Annotated in this window: 13 protein-coding genes; 11 read left to right on the forward strand and 2 right to left on the reverse strand. The window is 61.9% G+C overall.

Annotated features, from left to right (window positions below; genetic code table 11):
- Positions 1 to 34 precede the first annotated feature (34 nt).
- From ACZ1HC_RS04510 to ACZ1HC_RS04525, 4 genes are read left to right on the forward strand one after another with little or no spacing between them, the layout of a single operon-like run.
- The gene (locus ACZ1HC_RS04510) at positions 35 to 3001 is read left to right on the forward strand and encodes a type I restriction endonuclease subunit R (protein WP_472698939.1); all 2967 of its coding nucleotides are present in this window, start codon (positions 35 to 37) and stop codon (positions 2999 to 3001) included.
- A complete protein-coding gene (locus tag ACZ1HC_RS04515) occupies positions 2988 to 4232 on the forward strand; it encodes a restriction endonuclease subunit S (protein ID WP_472698940.1) in 1245 nt (414 codons plus the stop codon). Before ACZ1HC_RS04510 ends, ACZ1HC_RS04515 begins: the two co-directional genes overlap by 14 nt.
- A gap of 3 nt (positions 4233 to 4235) precedes the next feature.
- Positions 4236 to 5363: a hypothetical protein gene (locus ACZ1HC_RS04520; protein ID WP_472698941.1), complete on the forward strand. Its 1128-nt coding sequence runs from the start codon at positions 4236 to 4238 to the stop codon at positions 5361 to 5363.
- The gene (locus tag ACZ1HC_RS04525; protein ID WP_472698942.1) at positions 5360 to 6994 is read left to right on the forward strand and encodes a type I restriction-modification system subunit M; all 1635 of its coding nucleotides are present in this window, start codon (positions 5360 to 5362) and stop codon (positions 6992 to 6994) included. Before ACZ1HC_RS04520 ends, ACZ1HC_RS04525 begins: the two co-directional genes overlap by 4 nt.
- 439 nt (positions 6995 to 7433) lie before the next feature.
- Here the strand turns inward: ACZ1HC_RS04525 and ACZ1HC_RS04530 are convergent, their stop codons facing one another.
- Positions 7434 to 8711 carry an ATP-grasp domain-containing protein gene (locus ACZ1HC_RS04530; protein ID WP_472698943.1) on the reverse strand — a complete coding sequence of 426 codons (1278 nt, stop codon included), beginning with the start codon at positions 8709 to 8711 and terminating at the stop codon, positions 7434 to 7436.
- A gap of 225 nt (positions 8712 to 8936) precedes the next feature.
- A complete protein-coding gene (locus ACZ1HC_RS04535) occupies positions 8937 to 9347 on the reverse strand; it encodes a c-type cytochrome (RefSeq protein WP_411969835.1) in 411 nt (136 codons plus the stop codon).
- Positions 9348 to 9491: 144 nt separating this feature from the next.
- Here ACZ1HC_RS04535 and ACZ1HC_RS04540 point away from each other — a divergent pair, with 144 nt between their 5' ends.
- The 7 genes from ACZ1HC_RS04540 (at position 9492) to ACZ1HC_RS04570 (ending at position 14724) form a co-directional block, all read left to right on the forward strand.
- Positions 9492 to 9875 carry a hypothetical protein gene (locus ACZ1HC_RS04540; RefSeq protein WP_245884992.1) on the forward strand — a complete coding sequence of 128 codons (384 nt, stop codon included), beginning with the start codon at positions 9492 to 9494 and terminating at the stop codon, positions 9873 to 9875.
- Between the two features lie 72 nt (positions 9876 to 9947).
- Positions 9948 to 11483, forward strand: a complete 1536-nt coding sequence (locus ACZ1HC_RS04545) for a multicopper oxidase family protein (protein WP_275103815.1) — start codon at positions 9948 to 9950, stop codon at positions 11481 to 11483.
- A 103-nt stretch (positions 11484 to 11586) separates the two neighbouring features.
- Complete coding sequence (locus ACZ1HC_RS04550; RefSeq protein WP_269802031.1) at positions 11587 to 11715, forward strand: hypothetical protein; 129 nt, start codon at positions 11587 to 11589, stop codon at positions 11713 to 11715.
- A gap of 87 nt (positions 11716 to 11802) precedes the next feature.
- A complete protein-coding gene (locus tag ACZ1HC_RS04555) occupies positions 11803 to 12288 on the forward strand; it encodes a DUF305 domain-containing protein (protein WP_105514051.1) in 486 nt (161 codons plus the stop codon).
- A 66-nt stretch (positions 12289 to 12354) separates the two neighbouring features.
- A complete protein-coding gene (locus ACZ1HC_RS04560) occupies positions 12355 to 12741 on the forward strand; it encodes a DUF302 domain-containing protein (RefSeq protein ID WP_472698944.1) in 387 nt (128 codons plus the stop codon).
- 1 nt (position 12742) lies between these two features.
- On the forward strand, positions 12743 to 13417 hold the full coding sequence (locus ACZ1HC_RS04565; RefSeq protein ID WP_140197618.1) for a TVP38/TMEM64 family protein: 675 nt from the start codon (positions 12743 to 12745) through the stop codon (positions 13415 to 13417).
- The gene (locus ACZ1HC_RS04570; protein ID WP_472698945.1) at positions 13414 to 14724 is read left to right on the forward strand and encodes an APC family permease; all 1311 of its coding nucleotides are present in this window, start codon (positions 13414 to 13416) and stop codon (positions 14722 to 14724) included. Before ACZ1HC_RS04565 ends, ACZ1HC_RS04570 begins: the two co-directional genes overlap by 4 nt.
- The last annotated feature ends 41 nt before the right edge of the window (positions 14725 to 14765 follow it).

Raw genomic sequence — 14765 nt, forward strand, 5'->3', positions numbered from 1 at the left:
TGCATGAAGGTGCGGCCGCAAGATGGCGGAACGAATGACAAAAGAAAGCGAGATCGAGCAGGATCTGATTTCAAAGCTGGCAAGCTTGAACTACTCGCGGCGTGACGACATCAGGGATCGTGCCGCGCTGGAAAGCAATTTCCGCCAGAAGTTCGAATCGCTTAACCGAGTAAGACTGACAGACAGCGAGTTCGAGCGGCTACTCGGCGAGATCGTGACCCCGGATGTATTCGCCAATGCGGAGCGGCTGCGGAGCTGGAATACTTTTGAACGAGAAGACGGGACGCCACTTCATTATCAGCTCGTGAATCTGAAGGACTGGTGCCGGAACACCTTCGAGGTGGCCAGCCAGTTGCGCATGAACACGCACAGCAGCCATCACCGGTATGATGTGCTTATTTTGCTCAACGGCCTGCCGGTGGTGCAGGTCGAGCTCAAATCGCTCCGGGTTTCGCCCCGGAAGGCAATGCAGCAGATCGTCGAATACAAGAACGATCCGGGGAACGGCTATGGCAATAGCCTTCTGTGTTTCTTGCAGCTGTTCATCGTCAGCAATCGAAGCCAGACTTGGTATTTCGCCAACAACAACAACGAGCATTTCCTGTTCAATGTCGAAGAGCGCTTCCTGCCGGTCTATCGTTGGGCAGCGCGCGACAACCGGAAGGTCGAGCACCTGGCGGACTTCGCCGAGCAGTTCCTTGCCAAATGCACGCTCGCCGAGATGATCAGCCGCTACATGGTGCTGATCCAGAACGAGCGAAAGCTCGTCATGATGCGCCCGTATCAGGTCTATGCCGTCAAGGCGATCGTCGATTGCATCCACGAAAATCGTGGAAACGGCTACATCTGGCACACCACCGGATCGGGCAAGACCTTGACGTCGTTCAAGGCATCCACCCTGTTGAAGGACAACCCCGACATCGAGAAGTGCCTCTTCGTCGTCGACCGCAAGGATCTCGACAAGCAGACGCGCGAGGAGTTCAACCGCTTCCAGCCGGGTTGCGTCGAGGAGAACACGAATACCGAAACCCTGGTTCAGCGGCTCTTGTCCGACGATTACCGCAACAAGGTGATCGTCACCACCATCCAGAAGCTCGGCCTTGCGCTCGACGGCACGAACAGGAAGCAATACCGCGAGCGCCTGGAACCGCTGCGGAACAAGCGTGTGGTCTTCATCTTCGACGAATGCCACCGCTCGCAATTTGGCGAGAACCACCAGGCGATCCGCGAATTCTTCCCCAACGCCCAGCTCTTCGGCTTCACCGGGACGCCGATCTTCGAGCAGAACGCCGGCTACAGCCGGATCGAGGGGCGCGAGGCCAGTCTCGTCACGACGAAGGACATCTTCGACAAGGACCTGCACACCTACACCATCACTCACGCCATCGATGACGGGAACGTGCTGCGCTTCCATGTCGATTACTTCCGGCCCGACGGCGCCGCCGTGAAGCCCGGCGAAACCCCGGCCAAGCGCGCGGTGGTCGAGGCGATCCTCGAAAAGCACGACGCGGCGACCAACCAGCGCAAGTTCAACGCGCTCTTCGCGACCGCCTCGATCGACGATGCCATCGAATACTACCGCCTGTTCAGGGAAATTCAGGCCGCCCGCGCGGCGCAGGATCCGGAGTTCATGCCGCTCAACATCGCCTGCGTCTTCTCGCCCCCGGCCGAGGGCAACCGCGATGTCGCCCAGCTTCAGGAAGACCTGCCGCAGGAGCTCGAGGACAACCGCAAGGATCCCGGCCGCAAGAAGGCCGCGCTGGCCGAAATCATCGCCGACTACAACGCGCGCTACGGCACCAATCACGATCTGGCGAATTTCGACAGCTACTATCAGGACATCCAGAGCCGGATCAAGGATCAGAAATACCCCAATGCCGACCTGCCGCGTGGGCGCAAGATCGACATCATCATTGTGGTGGACATGCTGCTGACCGGCTTCGATTCGGCCTATCTGAACACGCTCTATGTCGACAAGAACCTGAAATACCACAGCCTGATCCAGGCCTTTTCGCGCACCAACCGGGTGCTGAACGATTCAAAACCTTACGGCAACATTCTCGATTTCCGTGCCCAGCGCGCGGCGGTGGACGAGGCCATCGCGCTTTTTTCCGGCGAGGCGCCCGAGCGCGCCAAGGAAGTCTGGCTCGTCGATCCCGCGCCCCAGGTCATCGAACGGCTGGCCGAGGCCACGCGCAGCCTGACCGAGTTCATGGCAGGCCATGGCTTGCCCGCCCGCCCCGAGGAGGTGAGCAACCTCAAGGGCGATGCCGCGCGCGCGGGTTTCATCGAGCGCTTCAAGGAGGTCCGGCGGCTGGCCACCCAGCTTGAGCAATACACCGACCTTGCGCCCGAGCAGAAGGACCAGATCCAGGCGCTGATCCCCCGCGACGACCTGCGCGCCTTTTCCGCCCGCTATCTGGAGCTGGCTAAACAGCTTCAGGACAAGGCCCGCAAGTCCGACGACCCCACCGCGCCCGGCGCCCAGCTCGATTTCGAGTTCGTGCTCTTCGACAGCGCGCTGATCGATTACGACTACATCATGGGCCTGATCGCCCGCTTCAGCCAGGCCGAACCGAAGCGGCAGAAGATGACGCGGGCGGAACTCATGCGCCTGCTCGCCTCCTCGGCCCGGCTGATGGAGGAACGCGAGGATCTCGAGGCCTATGTCGCCACCCTGGCTGAGGGCGAGGGGCTGAGCGAGGCCGAAATCCGCGAGGGTTACGAGCGTTTCAAGGCCCAGCGCCAGGCCGAGGGGCTGGCCCGCATCGCCGAACGCCACGGGCTTGACATTGAGGCCCTGCAGGGCTTCGTCGATATGATCTTGGGGCGGATGATCTTCGACCCCGACGCGCTGACCGGCCTGTTCCGCCCCCGGGGCCTGGGCTGGAAGGCGCGAGCTCAGGCGGAACTGGCCCTGATGGAGGATCTGATCCCCTGGCTGAACCGCAAGGCCGAGGGGCGCGAGATTTCCGGGATCGAGGTCTATGATGCCCGCTGACGGACCTGTTCCAAGCCTGCGCTTCCCCGAATTCCGCACCGCCGGGCCGTGGGACGTGAAACGGTTGGGAGATATAGCAAATGTTGTTCGCGGAGGGTCGCCTCGGCCAATTTCCGCGTATTTGACCGAAGATCCGACCGGCCTAAATTGGCTGCAAATCGGAGATCTTTCGGATGGAGGTAAATATGTTCTCTCCACACGACAAAAAATCAAGCAATCGGGTCTCTCGAATACGAGGGAAGTTGCACCAGGCAATTTAATCCTCTCAAACTCAATGAGCTTCGGGCGTCCATATATCGCTCAAATTCCGGTTTGCGTTCATGACGGCTGGCTTGTTATCGATAACGACAAAAATGCCTCTTTGTCAGAGTTTCTCTATTATCTTCTCCTTTCCGAATCGTCGCAGAAATATATGCGCGATGCTGCTGCTGGCGGAGGTGTTCGCAACCTTAATGCAGATCTCGTGAAGCTTCTCCCCGCACCCCTCCCTTCCCTCCCCGAACAACAGAAAATCGCCGATTGCCTGTCGTCGCTGGACGATCTGATCCGGGCCGAGGGCGCGCGGCTGGGGGTGTTGAAGGACCACAAGCGCGCCCTGATGCAGCGCCTCTTCCCCCGCCCCGGCGAGACCACCCCCCGCCTGCGCTTCCCCGCCTTCCGCGACGCCGGGCCGTGGGAGGTGAAGCGGCTGGGGGATGAGGGAATTGCCGATTTCGTCCGTGATCGGATAGCCGCCGTGGATATCCCTGCGGGTCATTATGTCAGCACGATAAACCTTCTTTCCGACTTCGATGGGCTCGCGGAAAAACCAGAGATGCCGCCACCTGGCAGTGCAATCGCATACCGCGCGGGCGACATTCTCATGTCGAACATTCGCCCATATCTGCGAAAGATTTGGGTGGCAGACCGATCAGGCGGCGCCTCGAACGATGTCATAGTCGCTCGTCCCGGAAAGAAAATCGTGCCGACGTTTCTCGGGCATTTACAAATGTCGGATCGATTCATCTCTTACATAATGGACGGCGCCAAAGGGGTGAAAATGCCTCGTGGAGACCTTGAGCAGATTCAGGGTTTTGAGGTGCCGCTTCCCTCCCTCCCCGAACAACAGAAAATCGCCGACGGACTCACCGCGCTCGACGACCTGATCCGGGCACAGGGCGAACGGATCGAGGCGCTGCGGTCCCACAAGCGCGGCCTCATGCAGCAGCTTTTCCCGCTGGACTTCGGCTAGACCATGCCCGACGCCGGACCCTTCGCCACGCTCGAGGAACTCGCCGCCCATCTGCGCCAGCAGATTGCGGCGCAGAACAAGAAATGCACCCTGATCTTCGCCCATAACGGCACCGGCAAGACCCGCCTGTCGATGGCTTTCAAGGAGCAGGGCAAGACCCGCGACGCCGATGGCACCGTCACGGCCCGCGACACGCTCTATTTCAACGCCTACACCGAAGACCTGTTCAGCTGGGACAACGACCTGACCCACGACCGCGACCGCGTGCTGCGCATGAACACGGCATCGGCCTTCTTCGACGGTCTGGCGGAACTGGAGATGGAAAACCGCATCCGCCCGCTCTTGCGCCGCCATGCCGACTTCGACTTCCAGATCGACTATGGCCAGGGCACGATCCTGTTCTGGCGCGAGACGGTGAAGGACGCCGCGGGTGAGGACGTGCCCGTGCCCATCAAGATCTCGCGCGGGGAGGAGAACATCTTCATCTGGTGCTTCTTCCTGGCCGTGGCCCAGCTCGCCATCGACGGGCAGGAGGCCTATGAATGGGTGCGATACCTCTACATCGACGATCCGATCTCGTCGCTCGACGAGAACAACGCCATCGCCGTGGCTGCGCATCTGGCGCGGATGCTGAAGGGGCAGGAGCGGCTGAAGGCCGTAATCTCATCGCACCACACGCTGTTCTTCAACGTGCTGTGCAACGAGCTGGGCAGGCCCTGGCAGTTCTATCTCAGCCGCGAGGCAGCGGGCTGGGTGCTGCGCGACACAGGGCAGACCCCGCGCTTCTACCACGTCGCTATGCTGAAGGAACTGCACGAGGCGGCGCAGGCGGGCAGGCTCTTCACCTATCACTTCACCATCCTGCGCAGCATCATGGAGAAGACGGCGACGTTCCACGGGTTCAACAATCTCGGCGATATTCTGAAGCGCGACCCCGATGACGAGGACGGCATTCTGCATTTCCGCTATGTCCAGCTTCTCAGCCACGGCGGCTATTCGCTGTTCGAGCCAACCGAGATGCAGCCGGAGAACAAGGACATCTTCCGCAGCATCCTCGCGGACTTCATGACCGATTACCGTTTCAACCCGGCGCTGTTTCCGCAGCCCGCGCCAGAGGGAGCCACCCCATGACCGAACAGGACCAGATCCGGCTGGGCCGCACGCTCTGGGCCATCGCCGACGAGCTGCGCGGGGCGATGAACGCGGACGACTTCCGCGACTACATGCTGTCGTTCCTGTTCCTGCGCTATCTGTCCTCGAACTACGAGGATGCCGCCCGGGCCGAACTCGGTGCCGACTGGCCCGAACTTGCCCCCAGCGACCGGCGCTCGCCCCTGGCCGTCTGGTATGCGTTGAACCCCGAGGATGCGCCGGACTTTGAGACGGTCATGCGCCGCAAGGTGCATTACGTCGTCAAGCCCGAATTCCTCTGGACCTCCATCGCCGAGATGGCCCGGACGCAGAGCGATGCGCTGCTGCGCACCCTGCAGGCGGGTTTCCGCTTCATCGAGACCGAGTCCTTCTCGTCGAACTTCCAAGGCCTCTTCTCCGAGATCAACCTCGACTCAGACAAGCTGGGCCGGACCTATCCGCAGCGCAACGCACGGCTGTGCACGATCATCCAGAAGATCGCCGAGGGGCTGGCTGAATTCCCTAGCGACCGCGACCTTCTCGGCGACGCCTACGAATACCTAATCGGCCAGTTCGCCGCCGGGTCGGGCAAGAAGGCCGGTGAGTTCTACACCCCACAGCAGATTTCCACCATCCTGTCGCGCATCGTGACGCTCGACAGCCAGGACCCGGCGCTCGGCCCGCGGGCGAAGCTGAACCGCGTCTACGACTTCGCCTGCGGCTCGGGCTCGCTTCTCCTGAACGTGCGCAGGCACATCGGCAAGCACGGGATTGGCAAGATCTACGGGCAGGAAAAGAACATCACCACCTACAACCTCGCCCGCATGAACATGCTGCTGCACGGCGTGCGGGATACCGAGTTCGATATCCACCACGGCGACAGTCTGGAAAACGATTGGGACATCCTGCGCGAGCCGAACCCGGCGAAGAAGGTCGAGTTCGATGCGGTCATCGCCAATCCGCCCTTCAGCTACCGCTGGAGCCCGACCGAGGAGATGGAGAAGGATTTCCGCTTCAGGGATTACGGCCTCGCGCCTAAGTCGGCGGCCGATTTCGCCTTCCTGCTGCACGGGTTCCACTTCCTCGCCAAGGACGGCACCATGGCGATCATCCTGCCGCACGGCGTGCTGTTCCGGGGCGGGGCGGAGAAGAGGATCCGCACAAAACTGCTGAAGGACGGCAATGTCGACACCGTGATCGGTCTGCCCGCGAAACTGTTCTATTCGACCGGCATCCCGGTCTGCATCCTGGTACTCAAGAAGTGCAAGCGCACCGATGACGTGCTGTTCATCAACGCGGCCGAGCATTATCAGCCGGGGAAGCGCCAGAACGCGCTCCTGCCCGAGCATATCGACAAGATCGTCGATACCTACAGCCAGCGGAGGGAAGAAGATCGCTATTCGCGGGTCGTGAGCCTTGAGGAGATCGAGAGGGAGCACGACTTCAATCTGAACATTTCCCGATACGTCAGCACGGCCGAAGTCGAGCCAGAACTCGATCTCGGGCTGGTGCATCGCCAGCTGGCCGACCTGCAGGAGCAGGCTCAGTCTGCGGCGAGAAGGCACAACAGCTTCCTTGAGGAGCTTGGCCTGCCGCCCCTGCCTTTCGGGGCGACAGCTCGGACGGAATAATCGTGCTCCGTGCAGGACATGCCAATGCCGAAGGAGGCCGCGCCGGGTCTCCGCTGCAGTCGAAGCACCTGCAAGCTGCGGTGATTGGCGAAGGTTTGATCCGGGTCGCGTAACCGACCGCGCCACCGGCATCGAAGTGTTCAGCTCGCACCGACGGTTTTTCAATTAAAATCAATATGATGAGAAGAATTCACCAAATCCGCGCAGTCAACAGGTCCGGAGAATATCGGCCCTGAGAGACCGTTTCCGGGCCTCCCGGCACCCATGCCGGTGCTCAGCCCATCTCGCATAACCCACGAAAACAACGGAAAAATCCGGCGGCAGCCGGATCGGGAGAACGCTTTCGCGGGGGCAAGTGGCGGAGGGAATGGGCCTGATATCCAACCTTCTCCACCTTAAGCCATTGATTCATTTGGGCCAGAGCCCGCCAGTTCACGCTTCAGATCATGAACACCGGCGCAAAACCGCCCCCAGGTGTCCTGAAGTTCGTGGTCTGACCTTGATAGAGACGCGCAGCCACCAGAAGCACCTTTCCATCATACGTATACAATCGCACGTCCATTTTGCGCGTCTGGGGTGTCTCGTCGATCTTGATCATGCGCTCGCTGGGGCGGACCAGCGTCTGAGCAATGTATCCGCCTCCCGCGATTTCCGCCCAGACGCCTTTCGTCAGCTTGTCGCCACGATATACCGCCTTACCGCCATGACCCCCGGTCGGCTTGAAGAACAGGTCCTTGCGGGATTTCCAAAGTGCATCAGCGTTGTCTGGATTGACAAGGACGGTGCGTGGAACGGCTGCAAGTCCGGCCCGAATCTCGGGATCGACACCCCATGCCTCAAGCGTCGCGGAATTCGAAAGAAGCGAAAGGTTGCGCTTGTCGGCAAGGAGTGCGTGGTTGTGCGGATTCGGCGTCACGACAACCGCGCCATCCCGGTAGGCTTCCTGCAACGCCTTGTGCTGGGGCTGATTGAAGGCGAAATCGGTGACCCGGTTGTAAACGAGATCGATTTTCTTTCCACCGACGCTGAGATGACCATCGTCGTAGCGAAGGTGACCGGCGTCGGCGATGACCGCGTCGATGCCTCGTGCCGCCATAACTTGCCGCGCGAGCACGAACTCGGGATAAAGGTACTGTTCCAGCGGGCCGTCATCGACGATGGCGATGCACTTTGGCGCGCCCGTTCCCCGCTGCCGAAGCCATTCCTCTTGGAACATGCCAATGACCGCATCCTCAAAGCTTTGTGACGTAGCGGGGATATCCATTTCGGCGCAGCACGCGCGCTGCGCCCTTGCAAGGAAGGCATTGAGAAACGCGCCGCCGGCGTTGGTATTGATTTCGATCAACCGGGGGCCGTCTTCGCCAAGATGAAAGTCGTAGCCCATCAAGGCCCCGAGTGGACCGTGATCCGCCCGCGCGATTTCCGGCGCCCAGGAGAGGACCGCGGCTTTGTATGCCGCGAGTTGGGCGGTGGTCTCCACAGCCACTGCGATCGCGCGCATCTCGTCCACGGTGGTGGCCGAAAGGAACACTGGCACATGTGAGAACAGGTGGGCCTTGGGGCGGATGAACGTCTCGAAGAACGCCGGCTCTCCGGCTTCCTGCTCCATCGCTTCGCGCAGAGACGGAACATCCAGTGTAACGCAGAAGCAGTTCTTGTTGAGCCGGTCCGTGCGGTCCTGAACTCGATCCGATGAACTGGATCCCGGATTGTTCATCGAGGGAAAACCCGAGGCTGCGCCAAGATCAGGCGCGCTTCAAACGCGAGGTAAGCCATGAATAATCCCACGAACACCGCTCCCAAAAGTTTCCCCATCATGCCGATCCAAATATGCCGCTTCTGTCCGGCGGCCTCAACTGCCGCCGGGCGGGCCTCGGAAAGCTGAGCTGCCGGTCGCACGGGGCTGCAGCGAAGTTCCACATCCCGAAGGCACCATCAGCGCTCAACGTGGTTGCGACACGCTCTCCTGGTAGCTCCGTTCACGCTCCGGCCAGGTGCTCTTGATGTAAGCAAGAACGGTCCGAATTTCCGCATCGCTCAGCACGTCTCCGAAGCCTGGCATGTCGCTCTCGTAGCCGCCGCCGACGATGGCGGCCGTGCCTTCCTTTACGATGCGGAATAGCACATCGTCGGGATGGTGCCAGGTGTGGCCGCTGGCATCATGCGGCGGCGCAGGCAACCGTCCGGACGGAAGCGGCGAGCGCCAGTCGGGCTGGCCCACCAGATCCGCGCCGTGGCAGGCGGCGCACTGATCGACATAGACCTGCCGACCTTGAGAAATGTCTTCCTCGGATGCCGCTGCGGTGGACGCAGTACGGGTGTACTGCAATCCAGCGAAGATCGCGAGGATCAACACTCCGGCAAACAGTCCGATCCAGAAAGTATTGGGGAGGCCCTTTGGCAAAACGCTGATGTCCGTTGATTAGTAGGGCGTCTTCACTTCACGCCGAGTTGACGTTCTGCCTGAGACGCCCCGCTTCGCACAATGGACATTCTCGTGAGCAGCGCCTATCTTTCGGCCATGCTTGCGCGTCTCATCAGCATCCTTGCCATACTCGCGATCGCCGTTGTCACCACGGTCAGCGCAGCGCATGCGGCGCGCATGGTTGGCATGCAGGTGGATCACGCGGTCCATGCGGGCGAGATGATGCACGCGTCGACCGACGGTCATCCGTCCTGCGACGGCGGCCAGCATTGTGGATCGGCGGACGCCGGAATGTGCGAGTTCGTCTGCGCGGGCCTGTCGGTCGTTCTGACGATGCCGGGTGCTGAAACCGGCCACGCGTTCGGGCCTGCCAGCCACGATCTTCCGTCCGAGCCCAGCCATGTCAGCAGTTCGCCCGGACTGAACGAGCGACCTCCCAAACTCAGTCTCCTCTGAGCGCGCCCGGGCAGACGCCTGCGGCGTCCCATCGGTGTTGATGAACGGGACGGATGTCCCGAGGAGACGACCATGTATACCCTTTCGCGACGCGGCTTTCTCGCCGCAAGTGCTGGCGCCATTGCCGCTGCACAGATGCCCCGTCTTGCTTTCGCGCAGACGGACTCCCCTGTCACCCTGTCCGCCGCAACCCGTACTCTCGACATCAACGGGCGCGCGGCCACCGTGTTCGGCCTTGCCGGTCCCGGCGGCCAAGGCCTCGTGCTCGATCCCGGCCAGATGTTCCGGGTCGACCTGAAAAACGATCTCGACGTCGCGACGATCATCCACTGGCACGGCCAGATCCCGCCCAATGCGCAGGACGGCGTGCCAGACATGCCGATGCCCCTTCTCGCCCCGGGTGAGACCCGATCCTACGACTTCGAGGCACGGCCGGGCACCCACTGGATGCACAGCCACGTGCCGATCCAGGAGATGCAACTGCTTGCCGCACCGCTGATTGTGCGCACGCAGGAGGATTTGGCAGCAGACCGGCAGGAGGTCGTGATGTTCCTGCACGACTTCTCGTTCAAGTCTCCCGAAGAGGTTCTGGCGGAGATCAGCGGCGGGTACGGCGCAGGTCATGCCGCCGCCGCTGAAGCGAGCCCCAGGCAGGGCGTGCCCATGGAGGGCTTGGGCGGGATGCCGGGCATGGGTCATGGCGGTATGGGGCACGGTGCCATGGGCGGCATGGCGATGGGCAATATGCCAGGAATGGGCGGGATGATGGACATGGGCGGTATGGCCATGGACCTGAACGACTATAATTGGGATGCCTATCTCGCCAACGACCGGACACTGTCGGACCCGGAGGTAGTGCGGGTCGAGCGCGGCGGGCGTATCCGGCTCCGGGTCATCAACGCCGCAGCGGCGACGGTGTTCTGGATCGACACCGGGGCGGCCGAGGCGCGGCTGGTCGCGGTGGACGGGCACGCCGTCCAGCCTATCGCGGGCTCGCGGTTTGGGCTGGCGATGGGCCAGCGGCTGGACATCGAGATCGACCTGCCGAACGAGGGCGGCGCCTGGCCGATCATTGCGCTACGCGAAGGGGCGCGGGAGCGCACCGGGCTCATCCTCGCCACGCAGGGCGCCGAGGTCCAGCGCCTCGATGCCGTGGCGGAGTCTGAAGCGCCCGCTTTCGACACCGATCTGGCGCAGGAGGCGCGCCTGGTCGCGCTGAATGCCCTGCCGGACCGGCCGGTGGATCGCAGCCAGATGCTTATGCTGGGCGGTTCGATGCAGCCCTATCTCTGGACGATCAACGGGGCTGTCTGGGGCCAGCACCAGCCGATCACCGCTCGCAGCGGCGAGCGCGTCGTACTGTCGTTCCACAACATGTCGATGATGGCCCACCCGATGCATCTGCACGGCCATGTGTTCCAGGTCGTCGGGTTGAACGGGCGACGCGTTGCCGGTGCGCTGCGCGACACGGTTCATGTGCCGCCGATGTCCAGGGTCGACGTCGCGCTCGATGCAGGCGAAGCCGCCCGCTGGATGCTGCACTGTCACCACATGCCGCACCTCGCCTCGGGCATGATGACCGAGTTCGCGGTCACTGCTTCGGTCTGACTTAGTCGGGGCGCTCGGACCGATCGCCCCGACGTCCTGCCCCTTGTTGTCGCTAGGGTCAGTTACGAAGCCCATCCCAGGGCTGAAAAACACGGAGTATGAAATGATGAACGGCGACAACACGGGCTCGATGATGGGTTGGGGAATGGGCTTCGGTTGGTTCTGGATGGTCGTCATCCTTGTGCTGGTCGGTCTCGTGATTGCCGCGCTGGTAAAATATCTGCGCAAGTGAGGGCTTTCCCTTACCTGAAAAGCCAAGGGCATTGTTGCTTTGCTGAATGCGCTTAACTTGCAGCAACATTCGTTCAGGAGCTGAAATATGAACTACGGACGTTTCTTTGCAATGATTGCGACTTCGACGGTCGTGATGTTTGGATTGATGTATCTGAACACCTACGCGCTCGACCACATCTTCTTCTCGCAGACGCGGATGTGGATGGCGATCTATATGGGCGCGGTGATGGCAATCATCATGCTAGCTTTCATGCTGGGCATGTATTCCAACAAGAAGGTCAATTTCGCGATCTTCGCGGGCGCTGCCGCAGCCTTCGCCCTGTCGCTGTGGCTTGTCCGCAGCCAGGAGACGGTCGACGACCTCGCCTGGATGCGGGCGATGATCCCACACCATTCCATCGCCATCCTGACCAGCGAGCGCGCCAATATCTCAGATCCTAGGGTTCGGGCACTGGCAGATGCAATCATCGAGGCACAGCTCAGCGAAATTGCTGAAATGAAGAGCTACATCGCAGACATCGAGGCGAATGGCGAGGCACCTGCGGGCACGCCCCGCGCCGAAATTGAATGACGCCACAGCCTGGTGGAGAGCAGATTCCGCTGCTGGAGTTGAAGTGATGAACCGAAAGGAACGACAATGGACTACACGATCAACCGCCTGATTGCGGACGCAGAATTTGACGCCGTCGAGGCCCGCACCCGTGCTGCGTTGACCGACAACGGTTTCGGCATCCTGACCGAAATCGACGTCAAGGCGACGATGAAAAAGAAGTTGGATGTCGAGATGCCGGCCTATCGCATCCTCGGTGCCTGCAACCCCAAGATGGCACATCAGGCGATCGGGATCGAGCCTAGGGTGGGCGCGATGCTGCCCTGCAACGTCATCTTGCGCGAAGTCGAGGACGGCGTCGAGGTCAGCGCTATCGATCCTGTGGCGTCGATGCAGGCGATCGAGAACGCCGAGGTGACGGCCGTGGCAGGCGAGGTGCGCGACCTGCTGGCGAAAGCCGTCGAGGCGATCTGAGATGAGCCTGCGCGCCGCCATCCTCACGGGCCTTGCGATCCTCGGGATCGGACTGCTCGCTGTCTGGCAGTTCGCGCCCTCGGTATTCGCCGAGGCGCGCAGCCTTCTGGACGTCGAGCGTCTGGAAATGCTGGTGGCGCGCGCCGGTCTCTGGGGGCCGGTCCTGATCGTCACGCTTATGACCCTTGCGGTCGTGGCCAGCCCCATCCCGAGCGCGCCGATCGCACTGGCGGCCGGAGCGGCCTACGGACATCTCTGGGGGACCGTGCAGGTCGTCATCGGCGCCGAGCTCGGGGCGCTGATCGCCTTCGGTCTCGCACGGGTTCTGGGGCATGATGTCTTGCGGCGGGTGTTCGGTGATCGCGTCGATGCCGGGCTTCTCGGCTCGCAGACCGCGTTGACGGCGACGGTTTTTGCCAGCCGCCTGATGCCCTTCGTGTCCTTCGACATGATCAGCTACGCGGCCGGACTGAGCCGATTGCACGCCTGGCTTTTCGCCCTCGCAACATTGGCGGGGATCATCCCGGCAAGCTTCCTGCTGGCACATTTCGGCGGTGAGGCGGTTAGCGGAGACCTCGGGCGCGCGACATGGGCGGTGCTCGGACTCGGGCTTGTGACGGGGCTGCCGCTGCTCTGGGTGGCGCTGCGGCAAAAGCCTGAAAAGGAAAATCCATGACGAAAAGCGATTACGAGAAGAACAGCATTACCCTGCCGGGCGCAGTGGCCATGGGAACCGGCGTGATGATCGGCGCGGGCATCTTCGCGCTGACCGGACAGATCGCCGAACTTGCCGGACCGCTCTTCCCGCTCTCGTTCGTCGTCGGCGCCATCGTGACCGCGTTCAGCGCCTACACCTACATCAAGATGTCGAACGCGTATCCGTCAGCGGGCGGCATCGGGATGATCCTGAAGAAAGCCTACGGACCAACGACGGTCGCGGCGGGCGCCGCTCTCCTGATGGCGCTATCGATGGTCATCAACGAAAGCCTCGTCGCGCGCACCTTCGGAACCTACACCCTGCGAGCCTTCGGCGGTGATCCGGACAGCGTTCTCGTCCCAATCCTCGGCGTCGGGCTGATCGTCTTCGCCTGGCTCGTGAACGTATCGGGCAACCGGTCCGTCGGGCTGTTCTCCATCGTCATGGCCGTACTCAAGGTGGGCGGCATCGCGCTGTTCGGGGCAGCCGGCCTCTGGGCGAGCGGCATCTCGTTCGAGGCGACGGGTGGAGACATGGGCGCCACCGGCTTCGTGGCGTCGGTTGCGCTGTCGATCCTGGCCTTCAAGGGCTTCACCACCATCACCAACAGCGGCGCAGAGGTCACCGACCCGCACCGCAATGTGGGCCGGGCCATCATCTGGTCGATTGCCATCTGCGTCGTCGTCTATCTGCTGGTGGCCTTCGCGGTCGGCTCCAGCCTGCCGCTCGACCGTATCGTGGCGGCGAAGGACTACGCGTTGGCCGAAGCGGCCCAGCCCTCCCTCGGTCAGACCGGCTTCTACCTGACGGTGGCGCTGGCGCTGGTGGCCACGGCGTCAGGTCTGATCGCCAGCGTGTTCGCGGTCTCGCGGATGCTGGCGATGCTGACGGACATGAAGATGATCCCGCACAGCCATTTCGGGATGCCAGGCACGATCAAGGACCACACACTCGTCTACACCGTCGTGATCGCAGGCTTCCTGACGGTCTTCTTCGACCTCAGCCGCATCGCCTCGCTCGGGGCCTTCTTCTATCTGGTGATGGACATGATCATCCATTTCGGCGTGTTCCGGCATCTGCGCGAAGAAATCGGCGCTCGGGGCTGGGTGTTGCTGACGGCAATCGCACTTGATGCCGTGGTCCTAGCCGCCTTTGCCGGGATGAAGTGGCAGTCCGACCCCTTGATCGTCGTCCTGGGTGCGATCGGCATGGCGCTGGTGTTCCTGTTTGTCGGGATCTTCCTCGCACGCAATCCCGCCCCGGAAGATGCTCACGACCACCAATGAAAGAGCTTGAGCTTCCAACGGCTGGAGGCTGCAAGCTGAAA

The sequence above is a fragment of the Paracoccus sp. BR5-17 genome (genome assembly GCF_055693925.1).

What these genes read in the sequence shown, in the direction of transcription:
- ACZ1HC_RS04560 (WP_472698944.1), top strand. Translation starts at nt 12,355, where the DNA reads ATGGACTACACGATCAACCGCCTGATTGCGGACGCAGAATTTGACGCC.
- ACZ1HC_RS04510 (WP_472698939.1), top strand. Translation starts at nt 35, where the DNA reads ATGACAAAAGAAAGCGAGATCGAGCAGGATCTGATTTCAAAGCTGGCA.
- ACZ1HC_RS04545 (WP_275103815.1), top strand. Translation starts at nt 9,948, where the DNA reads ATGTATACCCTTTCGCGACGCGGCTTTCTCGCCGCAAGTGCTGGCGCC.
- ACZ1HC_RS04550 (WP_269802031.1), top strand. Translation starts at nt 11,587, where the DNA reads ATGATGAACGGCGACAACACGGGCTCGATGATGGGTTGGGGAATGGGC.
- ACZ1HC_RS04530 (WP_472698943.1), bottom strand. Translation starts at nt 8,711, where the DNA reads ATGAACAATCCGGGATCCAGTTCATCGGATCGAGTTCAGGACCGCACG.
- ACZ1HC_RS04515 (WP_472698940.1), top strand. Translation starts at nt 2,988, where the DNA reads ATGATGCCCGCTGACGGACCTGTTCCAAGCCTGCGCTTCCCCGAATTC.
- ACZ1HC_RS04555 (WP_105514051.1), top strand. Translation starts at nt 11,803, where the DNA reads ATGAACTACGGACGTTTCTTTGCAATGATTGCGACTTCGACGGTCGTG.
- ACZ1HC_RS04525 (WP_472698942.1), top strand. Translation starts at nt 5,360, where the DNA reads ATGACCGAACAGGACCAGATCCGGCTGGGCCGCACGCTCTGGGCCATC.
- ACZ1HC_RS04570 (WP_472698945.1), top strand. Translation starts at nt 13,414, where the DNA reads ATGACGAAAAGCGATTACGAGAAGAACAGCATTACCCTGCCGGGCGCA.
- ACZ1HC_RS04520 (WP_472698941.1), top strand. Translation starts at nt 4,236, where the DNA reads ATGCCCGACGCCGGACCCTTCGCCACGCTCGAGGAACTCGCCGCCCAT.
- ACZ1HC_RS04565 (WP_140197618.1), top strand. Translation starts at nt 12,743, where the DNA reads ATGAGCCTGCGCGCCGCCATCCTCACGGGCCTTGCGATCCTCGGGATC.